Source organism: Caloramator sp. Dgby_cultured_2 (assembly GCF_028872215.1).
Lineage (GTDB): Bacteria > Bacillota > Clostridia > Clostridiales > Caloramatoraceae > Caloramator > Caloramator australicus.
Window position 1 is genome coordinate 1,925,008 of sequence record NZ_CP118396.1, and the last position, 18,276, is coordinate 1,943,283.

Sequence of the window (18,276 nt, forward strand, 5' to 3'; positions counted from 1 at the left end):
AGGGGTGGTTAGTTGAGATCTTCAAACTATGATACCATAGTGGCGGTAGTAAATTATAAGGAAGAAGGTGCCAAAGAGGCATTGGCAGAATATCTATCAAATTTTTGAGGGATAATACACTGATAGTATGCATAGGAACTGATAAATGCATAGGAGATAGTTTAGGACCACTGGTTGGCACATTTTTAAAAGAAGCTAATTTCCCACTACCTGTAATAGGCACACTTCAAAACCCTGCCCATGCTGTAAATTTAGAAGAAATACTTTGTGATATAAGCTGCCAATATCCAAATCACTTCATAATAGCAATAGATGCATGTTTAGGATTTGAAGATAACCTAGGTGATATTCAAATAAAATCAGGTCCTGTTCACCCAGGAAAAGGAGTAGGAAAAAATCTTCCGACCGTTGGGGATATATCAATAGTCGGAGTTGTTGATTCTATAGATATTAAGGAGGGTTATTGGTTGAAAAATATCCGATTAAACTTTATATGGGATATGGCTAAAATAATCTCAGAAGGTTTAATTTTGGCTGCAAAACAAAAAGGCATGTAACTCATGCCTTTTTAGCTGCTTTTCTTGGTCCCTCGTCTACTAAATAATCTAAATAATCTAACGAGATACCTGTTCCCTTTGCAACGCAAGATATAGCATCCTCAGCAACTTTTACAGGAACCTTTGTTCTTTCTTGAATATATTTATCAAGTCCCCAAAGAAGGGATCCTCCCCTGTCATAATTATTCCATTGTCGCTGATATCAGCTGCAAGCTCTGGAGGAGTTTTTTCAAGAACCTGATGAACAGCATCAGTGATAGCTTCAACAGGCTCCGATAGAGCAAGCCTTATCTCTTCAGAGGTTACTAAGATATTTTTAGGAAGGCCGCTTATTAAATCTCTTCCCTTTATTTCCATTGAAATATCCTCGTCCCTTTTGTAGGCACAACCTATGTTTATTTTTAATTCCTCCGCAGTTCTTTCTCCAATCATTAACTTATACTTTTTCTTCAAGTATGAAATTATCGCATCATCAAATTTATCTCCAGCAACTTTTATGGATGATCTTACAACGATTCCACTCAAGGAAATTACTGCAATATCCGTTGTTCCACCACCTATATCAACTATCATACAACCATTAGGCTTTGAAATATCAACACCTGCACCTAGTGCTGCCGCAATTGGCTCCTCGATTAAATAGACTTCCCTTGCTCCGGCATTATAAGCAGCATCCTTTACGGCTCTTTTTTCAACTTCTGTAGCTTCACATGGAATACATACAACTACCCTTGGCCTTAAAAGTTTTTTACTACCATAGGCTTTTTTATAAAATGCTTTAGCATCTTTTCTGTTGTATCATAGTCTGATATAACTCCATCCCTTAAAGGCCTAACTGCAACTATATTTCCTGGGGTTCTTCCTATCATCTGTCTTGCATCTTCTCCAACAGCTAATACTCTATTTGTGTTTTTGTCAAGAGCAACTACTGATGGTTCTCTTAGAACGATCCCCTTTCCCTTTACATAAACCAAAACACTAGCAGTTCCCAAGTCTATTCCTATATCATTACTACCAAACCAGAACATATTTTCACTCCCTACCTATATACTGCAATTATAATATTCGATAAAAATTTGCAAAATCCTTCTTGGTAGGGAAAATTTTTATGCATTTGCTGATTTATATTTCAATTTCGTTGCCTTTCCTCCCCTTATATGTCTTTCTGCCTTATTTATTTCTAAAATCTCCTTTGCTTCTTTTGCTATCTGAGGATTGATTTTGGGAAGTCTTTCTGTAATATCCTTATGAACCGTGCTCTTGCTAACCCCAAAGGCTTTTGCAGTTTTTCTTATGGTTGCTCTAGTTTCGATAATATATCTTGCAACTTCCAAAACCCTTTCTTCTATATAGTCCCTCATCTATTAACCTCCCTTTTACACCTTAATTAAATATATGTCCTTGAAAAATCAATTATTTCTAAAAAAGAGCGCTTGCAAAACCTATGGCAATTCTGCAAGGCCCTTTGGAAAATTACTTTATATAGTCAAGAGGATTAACTGTAACTACATCTTTTCCTTGCTTTTTAATAACTGCAAAGTGAATATGACTTCCTTCTATGCTGCTTGCTTCTCTAATGGATGTATCCCCAACAAATCCTATAACATCGCCCTTTTTAACTTTGTCTCCCTTTTTAACCTTTAACTCTTGAGCAAGATTGCCATAGACGGATTGAATACCATTGCCATGGTCTATGATTACAGTAATTCCATATCCAGTTTTTAAATTTAATCCTTCAATAATCTTATCATCAGTAATAATATCAATAACCTTTCCATCTGCAGCAGCCTTAACTTCTGTTCCGATATCAGCAGCTATATCGATACCCTCATGAGTCTCCCATTGCTGCAGAGTTACAGAGTATTGAAGATTTTCTTTGTCAAAATTTTTGTAATCTCGCCCTCAACAGGCATAATCATTTTAAATGCTGGGGCTGGATTTGAAGCCTTTGAAGAAGCCTTTTCATTATTGGGCTGCTCTTTATCTGTTTGAGTTTTATTATCTTTATTCTGAACAGTTGATTTTGGAACCTGAGCAACTTGCATTTCTTTTATGTTTGATAATTTCTCTTCAACTAGCGTAGGCTCATTATTTGGTTCAGTAATCTTTTCTTCTGTTTTAATTGGAGCCTTTGCAAGGTCTTTACTTATTTTTGCATTATTCCTTGAAACATAAACTGCTGCAACTGCTACTACACACAAACAGATAAAGAGCACAACATAAAACATTTCTCTTTGAAGCATCCTTTTAAAATTATCTTTAAATCCCATAATTACACCTCCTGTAAAATAGTTTTGTCCAAATAATCCCATTTTATACATGCAAAAATAAAAAGTTAGGGTTGTTGCCCTAACTTTAATACATCTTCAATTTTTGAATTTCAACTCCTCTATAATAATGTTTAATTATATCTTCATAACTATATCCTCTTTTACCCATTTCGTTTGCTCCCCACTGACTCATTCCAACACCATGCCCATACCCTTTAACAGTGAAGGTTACATTTTTAGTGTCTATTTTTATCGTAAAGGCAGCACTTTTGAGGCCCATCGCCCATCTTACATCGATTCCTGTAAATTCTTTATCTCCTATCTTTATCCTGTTTACTCTCCCCCTTCAGTCCATTCAAGTATCTTTATCTGATTTGCCAATCTACCTTCACTTAAATTGATATTAGGACTTAATTCCTTCATCCTCCTTATAAACTCTTTTTACTCATAACTACTGTTGTTATATAGTTTGGAGCAACCTCCTCATAGGGGCTTTCAACGCTTACCAAATAGGGCTCTTGATAACCAAATACATATCTACTATCCTCTGTTTTGCCCCCGCTTGTCGAATGGTATTTAATATGCTTTGCTATTTCTCCATTATATGTTATAACAAGCCCTTTGGTAGATTCTACTGCCTCCATTATTTTATTCCAGTTTTCTAAGGCACTATTAGCATCCCATAGCTTTAATCTCTCCTCCTTTGAAATCCATGCTTGGCAGTGGACATCGCTGCACACATCAACCCCTTGATGTTTATTACAACCACTTCCTCCTAAAGATATCATATTTGCTATAACAAAGGTTCTTGCTGCAATTGCCTGTGCCTTTAATGCCTCAATATTAAAAGATACGGGCATCTCGGCTGACACTACACCTGCAACATAATCCTCAAGATCAAGCTCTATTACTTTATTGTTTTTAACATCAAACATCTTAACCTTTATATTTGAATCTATCTTTGCTATCTCCTTAACATTGTTATTCGTTACAATAGGGAACTTATTCAATATTACAGGTAGTTTAATTCCTTCTCCTACTCCGCCCAATATAGTAACAGGAACAAATATGACTATAAAAGCTACTAAAAATACAAAATATCCTATGTATTTCAATTTTCTCCCCCAAAGCAAACCTATTACATTTTATTTTTATATAGCTTTATTTATTCAAAAAATAAACTGCCATAAGGCAGCTATATTCTATCTATATCAGCACCTAATTTTTTAAGTTTTCCAACCATATCAACATATCCCCTATCTATATGATAAATCTCTGAAACTTCAGTTATCCCTTCTGCAATAAGTCCTGCTATAACAAGTGCCGCCCCTGCTCTAAGATCAGTTGCCTTTACCTCTGCTCCTGTAAGTTTTTCAACTCCTTCCACAACAGCACTTCGTCCGTCAATTTTAATATTGGCACCCATTCTTTTAAGTTCATTAACATGCATAAATCTATTTTCAAATACCGTCTCAGTTATTATAGATACACCATCTGCTATGCTTAAAAGTGCCATAAATTGCGCCTGCATATCCGTTGGGAATCCTGGATACGGCATGGTTTTTATATCAACAGCTTCTATCCTTCCATTTGCTTTGACTTTTATTTTATTTTGTTCTTCCTTTACATAAATACCAGCCTCTTGAAGCTTCGCTGTAATTGATCTTACATGTTCTGGTATTACATTTTCAATGGTTACTTCACCACCTGTTATGGCAGCAGCTACCATATAAGTCCCTGCCTCTATTCTATCAGGAATAACCTGATGAATTGTCCCTTTTAGCTCTTTGACACCCTCTATCTTTATAGTGTCTGTCCCTGCTCCTATAATTTTTGCACCCATCTTGTTTAAAAACTTGCAAGGTCAACAATTTCAGGTTCTTCAGCTGCGTTTTCTATAACAGTTTCACCATCTGCTAGGACAGCTGCCATCATTATATTTTCTGTTGCACCTACAGACGGAAAATCGAGATAAACTTTAGCCCCCTTTAGTCTTTTACATGAAGCCTCAACATATCCATGGCCAAGATTTATGTCTGCACCTAACTGACTAAAACCCTTTAGATGAAGATCTATCGGCCTTGAGCCTATGTTACATCCACCTGGCAAAGATATTCTAACCTTACCGAATCTTGCAAGAATAGGGCCCATGACTAAAAAGGATGCCCTCATTTTTCTAACAAGTTCATAGGATGGCTCATAGGATTTTATATCCTCAGCCTTTATCAATAATTTACCTTTATTTTTATCTATAAATAAATTAACCCCTAAGGAATCTAAAACGCTTAAAATCACATTGACATCCTCCAAAAAGGGAATATCCTCAAGAATACAGCCAAATCCTGTAAGTAGCGATGCTGCAATGATTGGTAGAACAGAATTTTTAGCAGCACTTATCCTAACCTTTCCACTTAATTTTCTACCACCATTTATAACTATCTTGCCCATAATACTCCTCCATTCATCAATACTCAACTGTTATTATTGGGGTTCCTACAAGTATGTAAGTGCAGCCATCGCTACCATCTCTAATTGCAATATTAATATTGAATATTTTACCATTTAGACTTAAATTATCGCTAAAATGCATAGAATAACCTATTAAGCTAATATATCTATCTTCTTGAATCATATTTATTTGTTTTAATCTTAACGTTTTTATCATTTTAAAAAGAAGCTCCTTTTTTCTTCATCAGATAATTTTTTATTTATTTTCCCTTCCATTAAACTATAAAAGGAAGGTCTATTTTGCATATGCTTTTTAAGACTCAACGACCTTCTTATATTATCTATAATATTCATATCCCTTAAAGCTTGTGAATAAAAAATACTTAATAAATATTCATTGCCATTTTCTTTGCTACTTACCCTCAATTGGGCCCCATCAAATTCTATAACGTGTCATTGCCCTTTGAAACTTTTATAGGTTTTAACTTGATTTGGGACAAGACCTTATTTTGAATATCCTCTAAATTTATTTTTGACTTTAAACTAATGTTATATTCTAAACTTGCACCTATATATTCTATTCCATTTTCATCAAAAATTTCATGGTCCTATGCATTCCTTCGTTATTATGAGGAAAATTAAAAAGCAAAAACAAAATAAAGCTGTTAATCCCAATAAAAACCTTTTCATATTCCTCACCCCTCTCTTCTCAATTATTTCCATTTAATTTTTTTTATTCAATGGGGACGGTTCTTAATTGTTTAACATTTTAAGCAATTAACTTCTCATCTTTTCTCCTTATTTTTTAGCTTCTTAAAATAAAATAAGCTGATGAAGAATTAGTTCTCCACCAGCTTTGCAAACGATGTGAATATTTTACATTTATTTTTTCAAAATCCAAAATTCCTTCAAAAACTTGAAACTCAATTTTTTTCTCATTTGTTTTTATTTCTATTACTCTCGGAACAAGTCCTACAATTGTAGTAGCATGTCTTGAAAGTATTTGTATTTTTCCTGATAAAGAGTTTAACAAAACAGATTCAACATCTCCTTCAAAAATTTTTGTTCAGGGGTATATATTTCTAACTTAAAAGCCACCTTCTCACATCCTTTTATTATAAGGTTTTAGCCTTTTCAATAGCCTCATCAATAGTTCCAACCATATAAAACGCAAGCTCAGGAAGATCATCATGCATTCCATCTAGAATCTCTTTGAATCCTCTTACAGTTTCCTTTATTGGAACGTATTTTCCCTTCATTCCTGTAAATTGTTCTGCAACATGGAATGGCTGTGACAAGAACTTTTGAATTTTTCTTGCTCTCGAAACAACAACTTTATCTTCTTCAGATAATTCATCTATACCTAATATCGCTATTATATCTTGTAATTCCTTATATCTTTGAAGTATGCTTTTTACCCTTTGAGCTACTTCATAATGTTCTTGTCCTACTATTCTTGGGTCTAATATTCTTGATGAAGACTCAAGTGGGTCAACTGCCGGGTAAATTCCAAGCTCTGCAATCGATCTTGACAAAACAGCCATAGCATCAAGATGAGTAAATGTTGTTGCAGGTGCTGGATCCGTTAAGTCGTCCGCAGGAACATAAACCGCCTGAACAGATGTAATAGAGCCATTTTTTGTCGACGTTATTCTTTCCTGTAGAGCACCCATTTCATTTGCAAGAGTTGGTTGATATCCAACTGCAGATGGGATTCTTCCAAGTAGTGCTGAAACTTCAGATCCCGCCTGTGAAAACCTGAATATATTATCTATAAACAAAAGAACATCATTGCCATTATCTCTAAAGTATTCCGCCATAGTAAGCCCAGTTAACGCAACCCTCATTCTTGCACCAGGTGGTTCATTCATCTGTCCAAAAACAAGAACGGTTTTATCTAAAACTCCAGATTCCTGCATATCATAATAAAGGTCATTTCCTTCTCTTGTTCTTTCTCCAACGCCTGTAAATACAGAAAGGCCACCGTGTTCTTTTGCAATATTGTTAATCAGCTCTTGAATTAAAACAGCTTTACCAACCCCTGCACCACCAAACAATCCAATTTTTCCACCCTTTTGATATGGGCAAATAAGGTCTATTACCTTTATTCCCGTTTCAAAAATTTCAGGCTCAACTGCCTGTTCTTCAAACTTTGGTGCAGGCCTGTGAATTGGATAAAATTCTTTTGCGTTAACTTCACCTTTATTATCGATTGGCTGTCCTAAAACATTAAATAACCTTCCTAAAGTTTCTTCACCAACAGGAACTTTTATTGGTGCTCCTGTATCTATTGCCTCCATTCCCCTTACAAGCCCATCGGTTGAATCCATTGCAACAGTCCTTACTATCTCATCTCCAAGATGCTGCATTACTTCTGCAACTAAAATTTTATCTCCTGTTGGAATGTGAATTGCATTATATATATCCGGAAGTTTTCCCGCTTGAAATCTAATATCTATAACAGGTCCTATTATTTGAACTATTTTGCCCTTATTCATAATTTCACCTTCCATCAATTTGAATTTAATGCCTCGGCTCCACTAACTATTTCTGTAACTTCTTGAGTAATTGTTCCTTGCCTTATCCTGTTATATTTTAATTGTAACTTGTCCAAAAGTTCACCGGAATTTTTGTTGCACTATCCATTGCGGTCATCCTCATTGCAAATTCCGATGCAAGGGCATTTGCTAAAGAATTATAAATAAAAGATTGTAAATAAATTTTTGCAGAAAAATCAAACACTTGTAATTTATTCGGTTCTAATAAGATTTCTTTATTTTTTCTTGAATTTTTTCAAAAGGAAGTATTTTTAGCATTTCAACTTCTTGTCTTACAGAATTAATAAATTTTGTATAAACAATATAAATATTTTTTACCTTACCTTTAATAAAATAATCATCAATCAAGTTGAATATCATTTGAGCATCATCAAAACTAGGGAACCTTTGAATTGGAATATTCATTAATACGTTATATTCTCTTCTTTTAAAAAATTGATAACCTCTATCTCCAATTAATATTAGATAATCCTCTTTTGCAACTTTTTCATTTGCAAAATTTATTATATTAGAATTATAACTTCCGCAAAGCCCTGTATTGGAAGTAATTATTATATATAAATCTTTGTCTTCATTGTTTTCAGAAAAATATTTTGAATCATAGACTTCATCACAATATAATTTTCTAAAAGTGTTTGAAACTTCATTGAAATATTCATCGGCAAACTCCACAATTTCCCTTAGCCTCTTAAATCTTGCAGTAGCAACAAGCCCCATTGCCTTTGTAATCTTTTGTGTATTTTTTATGGATTTAATTCTTCTTTTTATTTCAATAAGTTCCCCTTTAGACATACAAATCACTCCTCAAATTTAAAAGAAGCTATAAACTCTGTTATTGCCTTGTTAAGCTTATTTTTAATCTCATCATCAAGTTCTCTTCTTTCTGTTATCAAATTCCTTAAACCTGCCTCATGGATCTTTATATATTCTAAAAACTCTTTTCAAATTTTTTAATAGCTTCTACAGCAATATCATTTAAATAGTTATTAACAGCTGCATAAAGTATAATAATCTGGTCCTCAACATCCATAGGAGAATATTGGTCTTGTTTTAGAACCTCAATGAGCCTTTTGCCCTTTTCAATCCTTTGTCTTGTTTCTTTATCAAGGTCGGAACTAAATTGTGCAAATGCTGCAAGTTCTCTATATTGTGCAAGCTCAAGTCTTAGCATTCCTGCTACCTGTTTCATAGCCTTAATCTGGGCAGAACCTCCAACTCTTGAAACTGAAATTCCAGGATTAATAGCAGGCCTTACCCCTGATGCAAACAAATCGGATTCCAAAAATATTTGCCCATCGGTTATAGAGATAACGTTAGTGGGAATGTAAGCAGTAACATCACCTGCTAACGTCTCAATAATCGGAAGAGCTGTCATAGATCCTCCACCAAGCTCATCAGACAGTTTCGCTGCTCTTTCAAGAAGTCTAGAATGTATATAGAATATATCCCCTGGATATGCTTCTCTTCCCGGAGGTCTTCTTAATAGTAAGGACATAGTCCTATAAGCAACTGCATGTTTTGACAAATCATCATATACTATTAAAACATGCCTTCCATTTTCCATGAATTCTTCTCCCATAGCACAACCGGCATAGGGGCTAAATATTGAAGTGGTGCAGGTTCCGATGCTGTAGCTGACACTACAATTGTATAGTCCATAGCCCCAAAACTTTCTAAAGTATTTACAATTTGCGCTACCGTTGACTGCTTCTGTCCAATTGCTACATAGATACATATCATATCCTTACCCTTTTGATTAATAATTGTATCTATCGCTATGGCTGTTTTGCCTGTTTGTCTATCACCTATTATAAGTTCTCTTTGACCTTTCCCAATTGGAACCATTGAATCTATGGCTTTAATTCCAGTTTGCATAGGTTCCTTTACAGATTTTCTTTCAATAACCCCAGGTGCTAACCTCTCAACAGGTCTTGTTTTATTAGTTAATATGGGACCTTTTCCATCTATGGGTTGTCCTAGAGGGTTTACAACTCTTCCTATTAAGGCCTCTCCAACGGGAACTTCAACAACCCTTTTAGTCCTAACAACAATATCCCCTTCTTTAATTCCTTGGTCTGATCCAAATAAAACTGCCCCCACATTATTTTCCTCAAGGTTTAAAGCCATACCATAAATATCGTTTGGAAATTCCAAAAGTTCTCCCGCCATAACATTGGCAAGGCCATATATCCTTGCTATACCATCTCCAACTTGAACAACTGTTCCTGTATCTGCAAGATGAATTTCATCTTTATATTTTGAAAGCTGCGCTTTTATTATTGAACTTATTTCATCTACCTTTATCATAATTAACCACCTCTCAATTAAGGAGCATTTTTTTCATGGTATCAAGCTTTGTTTTAACAGTTCCATCTAAAACATCATCCTTAACCCTAACCCATACTCCTCCTATAATATCTTGATCTATAACCTCATCAAGTTCTATTTCACAATTATACTTTTTGATAGTTTGTTTTTTAATAAATTCCTCTCTTCATCGGTAAGCTCAACGGCTGTTTTAACAAGTGCAATCTTTATTCCCTTGTGTTCTAGTGCAAGCTTTCTATAATCTTTATAAACATGCCTAAAATCTTCAATTCTATCATGTTTAATAAGCAAATTTAATAGTTTAATTATTTCCTCGCTAACTCTTCCTCTAAAAACATTGCTAATAACGCTAGTTTTATTTACCTGAGAAATCTCTGGGTGTTTTAAGAATTCTAAAAGATCATCCGAAGCTTCAAAAACTTCCAATATACCCTTTAAATCCTCAAGATATTCTTCAAGTTTATTTTCTTTAAGGGCAACTTCATATAATGCATGAGCATATTTTAATGAAGCAGCATCTCTCATATTAACTACCTACCTTATCTATAAAATCCATAATAAGTCTATGATGCGTTGTGTAATCAAGCTCCTTTTCTATTGCCTTTGAAGCTGCTAAAAAGGATAAATCAACAATTTGCCTTTTGATCTCGTCCTTGGCCTTTTCTATTTCAAGTTTTGCATCTTTTTTAGCCCTTTCTATTATTATTTCTGATTCTTTTTTGCTTCATTTAAGATATCTTCATACAATTGATTTGCCTTTTTCTTATAATCCTCAATTATTTTTTCCCTTCTATTTCAAGACTTTTCAGCTTTTCTTCATATTCTTTTAAAAGCTTTGTAGACTTATCATAATTTTCATTTGCCTCTTTTATCTTATTCTCTATTGATAATCTTCTTGCTTCCATGATGTTATTAAATCTATCAAAAAGTATTTCTTTAAAATAATATATAATATGAAGGTATTTAAAATAGTAAAAAATACTGTCCAAAATTCAATAGCCACGATATCACTCCTTTTTTAAAGGCTTGCCCTAGGCAAGCCTTTAATTTGAATTATTTTGCAAATACAAATATAAGTATGATTGCAACTAGAAGGCCATAGATAGCTGTAGCTTCTGAAAAAGCGCTACCAATTATCAAGGTTGAAATGATATCGTTTTTAGCTTCTGGTTGTCTTGATACAGCTTCAACAGCCTTCCCAGTTGCAATTCCTGTTCCTATCCCTGCTCCAATTCCAGTCAAAGCTGCAATTCCTGCAGCAATTGCGATTATTGCCATTGACATTGACATAAATATTCCTCCTTTTAATGTTCTGCTGTTATTTTAATAAATATCATTGTAAGCATAATAAATATTATCATTTGAATTACACCATCGAATAATGAAAAATAAATATGAAAGGGTATTGGGATAACTGCTTGAAATATTGGTAATGGAAAATGAATCAATTTTGTTAAATAACCCAATGCCTTATATAAAAGTTCTACAATAATCACTGCAGCCAAAGTATTACCAAAAAGTCTAAGGCTTAAGGATACTGGGACAACTAGTCTTTCTATAATGTTGAGCGGTAGCATAAATGCAAAAGGCTCAGCAAAAGCTTTAAAATAATGTATTATTCCGTTTTTCTTTATTGCATTTGCTTGTATTATCATAAAAGATATAATAGCAAGTCCCAAAGTTACTGAATAATCTGCAGTTGGAGGTCTAAAACCAAATAGATCAAATACGTTCATGAACAAAAGGAAAATTGCCAAAGTTCCAATAAAAGGAACAAAATTTATATATTTTTCTCCCATATTTTCTTTTACCAAATTATTTATAGTTTCTACAACTAACTCCAAAAAGATTGTAATTTATTGGGGATAGTTCTCAATTTTTGAAGAAATAGAAAGTAAAATAGTTATAATTGCAATTATTACCCACTGTATTATAATAGCTTGATATATCGGTATCTTTATGCCAAATAATAAAATTTCAAATATCGGTCTTGCCTTTTCCATCTTTATCACCCTTTTTTAAATTTTTAGGGACAGTTCTAAATTTTTTCAAGAAATCTTTTTTAATTATATCTATAATGCTATTGCCTAGAATTGATATATAAATAACAGCAATCCCCAAAAATACCATAAAAATATTAGCATTATATTTCTCAACATAAAGAATTAAAATAATAGAAAATGTTAAATATCTTATCACAAATAAAAATGTAAATACTTTAATAAACTTTTTCCCTTTATTTAGAATGTATTGGATCAAAAATACCTGATTAAAAAAGTTAAAAAGCCCAAGTATAAAGCCAAATATAAAATCTAATGTAATTTTCCTATTGAAAAGAATTATTAAAAAGCTAATCAAAATAGCTATATAGATAGAAATCCAAAACTTCCTCTTAAGCAACGCATAAATCCTTACCATACATCACCACTTTCAAAAATTTAAAACCGATATCTAAAAGATATCGGTATATTAAACATGTATTAATTTTATCACTTTAAATATTTAAGACAAGCTTTATATTATTAAATAATATCATATTAAACATCGTATTGCTTAAAATAACAAAAAGGCTTATAGTTTACTTTTATTTTATTTAAAAAGCTTTAATTTCCACTAAAAACTTTTATAATCCTCCGGTCGTTTTTGTATATTCCAAAATAATAAAGTATAGCATCTGCAATCCTTTCGGATGCTCTACCATCTCCATATGGGTTTATTGCGTTGGCCATCTTTTTATATTCATCCTTATCTATTAACAACCTTTTTATGTTTTCGTAAACATTATCCGTTTCTGTGCCCACTATTTTTGCTGTTCCCGCCTTAACTGCCTCTGGTCTTTCCGTTACATCTCTTAAAACAAGAACCGGCTTCCCAAGGTGGGGTGCCTCCTCCTGAAGTCCTCCTGAATCTGTAACTACCATATAACTTCTATCCATTAAATTATGAGTTTCCTTAGTATCAAGAGGTGGTAATAGATGCACCCTATCTACATCGGCTAAAACCCTGTAGGCAACCTCCTTTACAGCAGGATTTAAATGAACAAGATATATGATTTCAACATCTTTAAATTCTAATGCAATCTTTTTAAGTGCCTCGCATATATTTTCAAGGGGCTGTCCCCAATTTTCTCTTCTATGGGCAGTTACCATTATCACCTTTTTATTTTTAAAATCTATGGAATTTAATTCCTGTGTTTCAAAAACATAATTTCTTTCAACGGTTGTTTCCATAGCATCAATAACGGTATTGCCGGTTACAAATATAAACTCTTCATTTACTCCTTCCCTTAAAAGGTTTTCCTTTGCTGTTTTTGTAGGTGCAAAATGAAGGTCTGATAATGCCCCTGTAAGTTTTCTATTCATCTCCTCTGGAAATGGGAAATATTTATTAAATGATCTTAATCCTGCCTCAACATGTCCTATTTTAATTTGATTATAGAAGGCGGCTAAACTTCCCGCAAAGGTAGTTGTCGTATCGCCATGAACTAAAACTATATCAGGCTGTGCTTCTTTAAATATATTCTCAAGTCCCTCTAAAACCCTCGTTGTAATACCAGTTAAAGACTGCCTTTCCTTCATTATATTAAGGTCATAATGGGGATTTATATTAAAAAGATCTAAAACTTGATCCAGCATCTCTCTATGCTGTGCTGTTACACAAACTACCGATTCAAACTCTTCCCTTTTTTCAAGCTCCTTAACAAGGGGGCCATCTTTATTGCTTCTGGCCTTGTTCCAAATATAGTCATAACTTTTATCCTTTTCATTAAACCACCTCATTTCTTACTTAATAAACCAAACTCAATTGCAAAGGATAATGTTACCGCAAATATTATTATCAAAAGGGCAAAGGAATTTTTAGCAGTTAAAAGCATTGCAAGGATTGAAACAACACCAAAAACAAAACTAATAAAATACATAATTAAAACAGCTTGCCTTTGATTAAGGCCAAGATCTAAAAGTCTATGATGCAAATGTCCTCTATCGGCCTCACTTATGGGTCTATTGTTTAGTTTTCTCCTTATCATTGCAAACAATGTATCATATATTGGAATTCCAAGGGCAATTATGGGAACTGCGATTGCAAAGGCTGCAGCAGATTTTATTGCCCCTTGTATTGAAATTGCAGAAAGTAAAAATCCCAAAAGCTGGGCACCACAATCGCCTAAAAAATGCTTGCTGGATTAAAATTAAAGGGTAAAAATCCAAGGCATGCACCGGATAATATCAAAGTTAAAACTATAGCCGTCGAACGTCCGCTAATTAAAGATACAACAAATAAAGATAGGGAAGATATAAAACAAACTCCCGCTGCAAGTCCATCAAGCCCATCTATCAAATTTACAGCATTAGTAATTCCAACAACCCAAAGTAGAGTAACTAAAGTTCCAATATTCCCTATAAACAAAGACTCTCCTGCTTTAGTAAAGGGAATTGTTATGTATTTTACTCTAACATCGAAGGCTATTAAAATCAAAGCCGCAATAAATTGAAACAAAAGCTTTTGTTTTGGTTTTAAATTATATAAATCATCTAAAAAGCCACCTATAAAAATAACTACTGCACCTACTACTATTCCTATAATATTCTTATCGAAAATCAAAAACATATAACTTGATACGATAAATGATACTAAGATTGAAAGACCACCTATCCTTGGAATAGGCTTTTTGTGAATCCTTCTCTCATCCTTTGGAATATCTATTGCATTTATCTTGAAGGCTAATCTCTTGACGATCGGGGTTAAAATAAATGAAAAAACAAATGATACTAAAAAAATCATAGGATACTCCAACATTTTTTCACTTCCTCAATGTTTTTGCACAAAATATATTTTACCAAATAAATAAAAATAAGGCTATCCCAAAATTAGGATAGCCTAAAATTAACAATTTCAACACCAGATTCTTTTAGCATGGAAAGTGATAACTCATCTGGATAGTCTCCGCTATAGACTATTCTTTTAATTCCAGATGCTATTATTAGTTTTGCGCATATTATACAAGGCTGATTTGTAATGTATATAGTTGATCCTTCAATTGAAATACCGTATTTTGCTGCCTGAACTATTGCGTTTTGCTCAGCGTGAAGGGCACGGCAGAGCTCATGCCTTTGCCCCGATGGGATATTCAGTTCCCTTCTCAAACACCCGACTTCATCGCAATGCCGCATCTTTGGTGGAACGCCATTATACCCAGTTGTAAGTATCCTATTATCCTTTACAATAACTGCCCCAACTTGTCTTCTAAGGCAGGTTGATCGCTTTTTTATTGTCTCGGCAATCTCCATAAAATATTCATCCCAGGACGGCCTCATAATAACACCTACTTTGTTCCAAAAATTCTATCGCCTGCATCCCCAAGACCTGGAACTATATACCCATGTTCGTTTAATCTATCATCTACTGCTGCAACAAATATCTCTACATCAGGATGAGCCTTTAAAACCGCCTCTATTCCCTCTGGAGCAGCTATAAGGCACATAAGCTTTATATTTCTTGCTCCCTTTTCCTTTAAAAGGTGAATTCCATCGGAGGCAGAACCTCCTGTTGCAAGCATTGGATCCACTAAGATTATATCCCTTTCTGATATGTCTGATGGAAGCTTGCAGTAATATTCAACAGGTTTTAATGTTTCAGGATCCCTATAAAGGCCTATATGCCCAACCTTAGCAGCTGGAATAAGTTTTAACATACCATCAACCATCCCAAGCCCTGCCCTAAGGATTGGAACGATAGCAACCTTTTTCCCTGTAAGCATCTTTGCCTTAGTTTTGCAAATTGGAGTTTCTATTTCAACCTCTTCAAGCTGAAAACCCCTTGTTATTTCATAGGTCATGAGCATCGCAATTTCCTCTAAAAGCTCTCTAAAATCCTTTGAGCCTGTATTTTTATCCCTCATTATGGAGAGCTTATGTTGAATTAGTGGATGGTCAATTACTGTAACCTTATTCATAAATATCCCCCTTATTTCATGTATTTATTTTCAATTTCTGCTATTTTATCTATTCTCCTTTGATGCCTTCCTCCCTGAAACTCTGCACTTAAAAAGTCTCTATTATATCAATGGCGATTCCAGGTCCTGTTATTCTCTCTCCGATTGTTATTATATTAGCATTGTTGTGTTCCACACAGGCCTTTGCTGAAAAAGTATCTGTAACATGGGCTGCCCTAATTCCCTTTACCTTATTTGCGGCAATCGACATTCCTATTCCTGTTCCGCAAACTAAAATGCCCTTATCATATTCACCCCTTGCTACAGATTCTGCAAGCAAAAGGGCAAAATCTGTATAATCACAGGATTCGGTTGAAAAGGTTCCAAAATCCTTAACCTCTATTTTTCGGCCCTCTAAATGTTTTTTTATAATCTCCTTTAAGTTAAAACCACCGTGGTCTGATGCTATTGCAATTTTCATATTACCCCTCCTTTTGTATATACAAAAAGGAAAGCTAAGGCACTGAAAGTGCCTAACTTTCCTTTAACTTCTTTAAAAGAATTTCAATAGCTTGTTTAATTTGGTTTGCTGATGCACGATAAACGTCTAGATCCCCTCCAAATGGGTCTTCGATGTCTAAATCTTCGCCTATGTATTCCATAAGGGTAAAAACCTTGTCAGAAAATTGAGGATATTTTGAAAGAATAGCATCCTTATGCCCCTTAGTCATTGTAAGGATAAGATCAGAATTTTCTATTAGATCCTTTGTAAGGGGTCTTGATAAATGGGATGATATGTCTATTCCCATCTCACTAAGGGCTAAAATAGCATTCTCTGAGGCTGCCATGCCAAAGGGTGCAAAAACCCCAGCTGATGATACTTCAAGATTCAAGTTTTCATTTTGTATTAATTTTTTGCAATACCCTCAGCCATCGCACTTCTACAGGTGTTACCTGTGCAAACAAATAGAATTTTCATGGCAAACCTCCTACATTTCAATAAGGTTATTTCCAGATGCTTTCTTTAGTCGATTCATTATGGCTGAAAAAAGCCCCTCTTCTTTAAAGCCAATTGAAAGTATTAAATCTACATTAGTTTTATCGAATTCCCTTAGCTTATCGAATAAATTTGCAGCAATAGTCCCTGGGTCCTTTATGCTTCCTAAGGAAACTTTAATATCAGCATCTATTTTATCCATAATCTCATCCACAATCAAAACTCCAACGGTTTTGCCTTGCCTTTTCATATTATACACGTTTTCCTTAATATATTCAACAACCTTTTGGGTATCTCCCTTTATTACCTTTAAAGGGGCTTTTGGCGCATAATGCCTATACTTCATACCAGGAGATTTTGGCTTAAAATCCTTATCTTTTATCGCTGGATCAACCAAAACCTTACCAACAACCTCTTCAAGGTCCTCCCTTGTAATAAATCCTGGTCTTAAAATCATAATGTCCTCATCTGTTGCATCAACAACAGTAGATTCAAGACCAACCCTACACCTTTCACCGCCTATTATCATGTCCACCCTTCCATAAAGATCCTCAATGCAGTGCTCTATTGAGGTTGGACTTGGCCTTCCAGAAATATTTGCACTTGGTGCAGCAATTGGAACACCAGAAAACTCTATCAGCTTTCTTGCAAGCCTATTTTCAGGCATTCTGATTGCAACGCTGTCAAGGCCAGCTGTAACAACATCAGGGATTAAACTTGACTTTGGCATTATAATCGTTAAAGGTCCTGGCCAAAAGTTTTCCATCAAAATCTTTGCTTTATCTGGAATATATTTTACATATTTTGAAATATCAAAGCTGGCAACATGAACGATTAAAGGATTATCCTGCGGTCTTCCCTTTGCTTCAAAAATTTTTTGCAGGCAGCCTCATCAAGGGCATTTGCTCCAAGCCCATAAACTGTTTCCGTTGGGAAAACTACAAGGCCTCCCTGTTTTATAACCTCAGCAGCTTCTTTTATCTTTTCCTCGTCCCTTTCGTTTATTCTATAAACCTTTGTATCCATAATTATCCTCCTAACCGAAAAAGAAACCAATAAAAGTCCTAAAAGTAAGCCTAAAAGAGTAGATAAGGTTGATAAAATCCCCTTTGAAAGTTCTTTGCTCTCTGGAATTAACTCCCTACAACAATATATAGCATAGTTCCTGAAGCAAATCCAAGGCATA

Annotated in this window: 17 protein-coding genes and 10 pseudogenes; 1 reads left to right on the forward strand and 26 read right to left on the reverse strand. The window is 34.3% G+C overall.

The genetic code is table 11. The features are described from left to right. Window positions 1-104: 104 nt before the first annotated feature. Window positions 105-557 (forward strand): spore protease YyaC, encoded by a 453-nt coding sequence (yyaC, locus tag PWK10_RS13375; protein WP_274766383.1) that lies wholly within the window; start codon window positions 105-107, stop codon window positions 555-557. A gap of 106 nt (window positions 558-663) precedes the next feature. On the opposite strand, the pseudogene mreB reads toward yyaC, so the two are convergent. The 26 genes and pseudogenes from mreB to PWK10_RS13500 form a co-directional block, all read right to left on the reverse strand. Beyond that, window positions 664-1,585, reverse strand: a pseudogene (gene mreB / locus PWK10_RS13380) (rod shape-determining protein MreB); the annotation flags it as partial. Window positions 1,586-1,663: 78 nt separating this feature from the next. Then, window positions 1,664-1,918, reverse strand: coding sequence for a sporulation transcriptional regulator SpoIIID (spoIIID, locus tag PWK10_RS13385; protein WP_008907747.1), 255 nt, complete (start codon window positions 1,916-1,918; stop codon window positions 1,664-1,666). 112 nt (window positions 1,919-2,030) lie between these two features. Then, window positions 2,031-2,408 (reverse strand): peptidoglycan DD-metalloendopeptidase family protein, encoded by a 378-nt coding sequence (locus tag PWK10_RS20030; RefSeq protein WP_446715381.1) that lies wholly within the window; start codon window positions 2,406-2,408, stop codon window positions 2,031-2,033. 2 nt (window positions 2,409-2,410) lie between these two features. Further along, window positions 2,411-2,827, reverse strand: coding sequence for a hypothetical protein (locus PWK10_RS13390; RefSeq protein WP_274766384.1), 417 nt, complete (start codon window positions 2,825-2,827; stop codon window positions 2,411-2,413). An 85-nt stretch (window positions 2,828-2,912) separates the two neighbouring features. Further along, window positions 2,913-3,155: a SpoIID/LytB domain-containing protein gene (locus PWK10_RS13395; RefSeq protein WP_342455800.1), complete on the reverse strand. Its 243-nt coding sequence runs from the start codon at window positions 3,153-3,155 to the stop codon at window positions 2,913-2,915. Window positions 3,156-3,255: 100 nt separating this feature from the next. After that, a complete protein-coding gene (locus tag PWK10_RS13400; RefSeq protein ID WP_274766385.1) occupies window positions 3,256-3,942 on the reverse strand; it encodes a SpoIID/LytB domain-containing protein in 687 nt (228 codons plus the stop codon). A gap of 80 nt (window positions 3,943-4,022) precedes the next feature. Next, a pseudogene (gene murA, locus PWK10_RS13405) lies at window positions 4,023-5,275 on the reverse strand (UDP-N-acetylglucosamine 1-carboxyvinyltransferase). 16 nt (window positions 5,276-5,291) lie between these two features. Further along, window positions 5,292-5,492, reverse strand: a complete 201-nt coding sequence (locus PWK10_RS13410; protein ID WP_274766386.1) for a YwmB family TATA-box binding protein — start codon at window positions 5,490-5,492, stop codon at window positions 5,292-5,294. Then, window positions 5,489-5,701 (reverse strand): hypothetical protein, encoded by a 213-nt coding sequence (locus PWK10_RS13415; protein WP_274766387.1) that lies wholly within the window; start codon window positions 5,699-5,701, stop codon window positions 5,489-5,491. Before PWK10_RS13415 ends, PWK10_RS13410 begins: the two co-directional genes overlap by 4 nt. Before the next feature lie 379 nt (window positions 5,702-6,080). Further along, window positions 6,081-6,335 carry a hypothetical protein gene (locus tag PWK10_RS13420; RefSeq protein WP_274768281.1) on the reverse strand — a complete coding sequence of 85 codons (255 nt, stop codon included), beginning with the start codon at window positions 6,333-6,335 and terminating at the stop codon, window positions 6,081-6,083. 55 nt (window positions 6,336-6,390) lie between these two features. Then, the gene (gene atpD, locus PWK10_RS13425) at window positions 6,391-7,773 is read right to left on the reverse strand and encodes a F0F1 ATP synthase subunit beta (RefSeq protein WP_446715257.1); all 1,383 of its coding nucleotides are present in this window, start codon (window positions 7,771-7,773) and stop codon (window positions 6,391-6,393) included. Between the two features lie 14 nt (window positions 7,774-7,787). Next, window positions 7,788-8,625, reverse strand: a pseudogene (atpG, locus tag PWK10_RS13430) (ATP synthase F1 subunit gamma). A gap of 5 nt (window positions 8,626-8,630) precedes the next feature. Continuing rightward, window positions 8,631-10,143 (reverse strand): annotated as a pseudogene (atpA, locus tag PWK10_RS13435) (F0F1 ATP synthase subunit alpha). Window positions 10,144-10,153: 10 nt separating this feature from the next. Next, window positions 10,154-10,686 (reverse strand): annotated as a pseudogene (locus PWK10_RS13440) (F0F1 ATP synthase subunit delta). Between the two features lie 251 nt (window positions 10,687-10,937). After that, on the reverse strand, window positions 10,938-11,150 hold the full coding sequence (locus tag PWK10_RS13445) for a F0F1 ATP synthase subunit B family protein (protein ID WP_274766390.1): 213 nt from the start codon (window positions 11,148-11,150) through the stop codon (window positions 10,938-10,940). A gap of 64 nt (window positions 11,151-11,214) precedes the next feature. Continuing rightward, window positions 11,215-11,451: an ATP synthase F0 subunit C gene (gene atpE, locus PWK10_RS13450; RefSeq protein WP_008907736.1), complete on the reverse strand. Its 237-nt coding sequence runs from the start codon at window positions 11,449-11,451 to the stop codon at window positions 11,215-11,217. A 14-nt stretch (window positions 11,452-11,465) separates the two neighbouring features. Further along, a pseudogene (locus PWK10_RS13455) lies at window positions 11,466-12,164 on the reverse strand (F0F1 ATP synthase subunit A). Beyond that, on the reverse strand, window positions 12,139-12,579 hold the full coding sequence (locus tag PWK10_RS13460; protein ID WP_274766391.1) for a hypothetical protein: 441 nt from the start codon (window positions 12,577-12,579) through the stop codon (window positions 12,139-12,141). The pseudogene PWK10_RS13455 and the gene PWK10_RS13460 overlap by 26 nt, the downstream one beginning before the upstream one ends. 195 nt (window positions 12,580-12,774) lie before the next feature. Further along, a pseudogene (gene wecB, locus PWK10_RS13465) lies at window positions 12,775-13,927 on the reverse strand (non-hydrolyzing UDP-N-acetylglucosamine 2-epimerase). Window positions 13,928-13,936: 9 nt separating this feature from the next. Further along, window positions 13,937-14,943, reverse strand: a pseudogene (locus PWK10_RS13470) (glycosyltransferase family 4 protein). 86 nt (window positions 14,944-15,029) lie between these two features. Beyond that, window positions 15,030-15,476, reverse strand: a complete 447-nt coding sequence (locus PWK10_RS13475) for a deoxycytidylate deaminase (protein WP_008907730.1) — start codon at window positions 15,474-15,476, stop codon at window positions 15,030-15,032. Window positions 15,477-15,484: 8 nt separating this feature from the next. Beyond that, entirely contained in the window at window positions 15,485-16,114 is a 630-nt protein-coding gene (gene upp / locus PWK10_RS13480) for a uracil phosphoribosyltransferase (protein ID WP_274766392.1), read from the reverse strand. Window positions 16,115-16,125: 11 nt separating this feature from the next. Beyond that, window positions 16,126-16,574: pseudogene (gene rpiB, locus PWK10_RS13485) on the reverse strand (ribose 5-phosphate isomerase B). Window positions 16,575-16,626: 52 nt separating this feature from the next. Further along, complete coding sequence (locus PWK10_RS13490; RefSeq protein WP_274766393.1) at window positions 16,627-16,986, reverse strand: low molecular weight protein arginine phosphatase; 360 nt, start codon at window positions 16,984-16,986, stop codon at window positions 16,627-16,629. 14 nt (window positions 16,987-17,000) lie between these two features. After that, entirely contained in the window at window positions 17,001-17,072 is a 72-nt protein-coding gene (locus tag PWK10_RS13495) for an arsenate reductase/protein-tyrosine-phosphatase family protein (RefSeq protein ID WP_274768283.1), read from the reverse strand. Window positions 17,073-17,082: 10 nt separating this feature from the next. Continuing rightward, window positions 17,083-18,116, reverse strand: a pseudogene (locus tag PWK10_RS13500) (L-threonylcarbamoyladenylate synthase). Between the last annotated feature and the right edge of the window lie 160 nt (window positions 18,117-18,276).

Coding starts and splice junctions, on each gene's coding strand:
- spoIIID (WP_008907747.1), bottom strand. CDS start 1,918: ATGAGGGACTATATAGAAGAAAGGGTTTTGGAAGTTGCAAGATATATT.
- PWK10_RS13390 (WP_274766384.1), bottom strand. CDS start 2,827: ATGGGATTTAAAGATAATTTTAAAAGGATGCTTCAAAGAGAAATGTTT.
- PWK10_RS13410 (WP_274766386.1), bottom strand. CDS start 5,492: ATGATAAAAACGTTAAGATTAAAACAAATAAATATGATTCAAGAAGAT.
- atpD (WP_446715257.1), bottom strand. CDS start 7,773: ATGAATAAGGGCAAAATAGTTCAAATAATAGGACCTGTTATAGATATT.
- atpE (WP_008907736.1), bottom strand. CDS start 11,451: ATGTCAATGTCAATGGCAATAATCGCAATTGCTGCAGGAATTGCAGCT.
- PWK10_RS13460 (WP_274766391.1), bottom strand. CDS start 12,579: ATGGTAAGGATTTATGCGTTGCTTAAGAGGAAGTTTTGGATTTCTATC.
- PWK10_RS13475 (WP_008907730.1), bottom strand. CDS start 15,476: ATGAGGCCGTCCTGGGATGAATATTTTATGGAGATTGCCGAGACAATA.
- upp (WP_274766392.1), bottom strand. CDS start 16,114: ATGAATAAGGTTACAGTAATTGACCATCCACTAATTCAACATAAGCTC.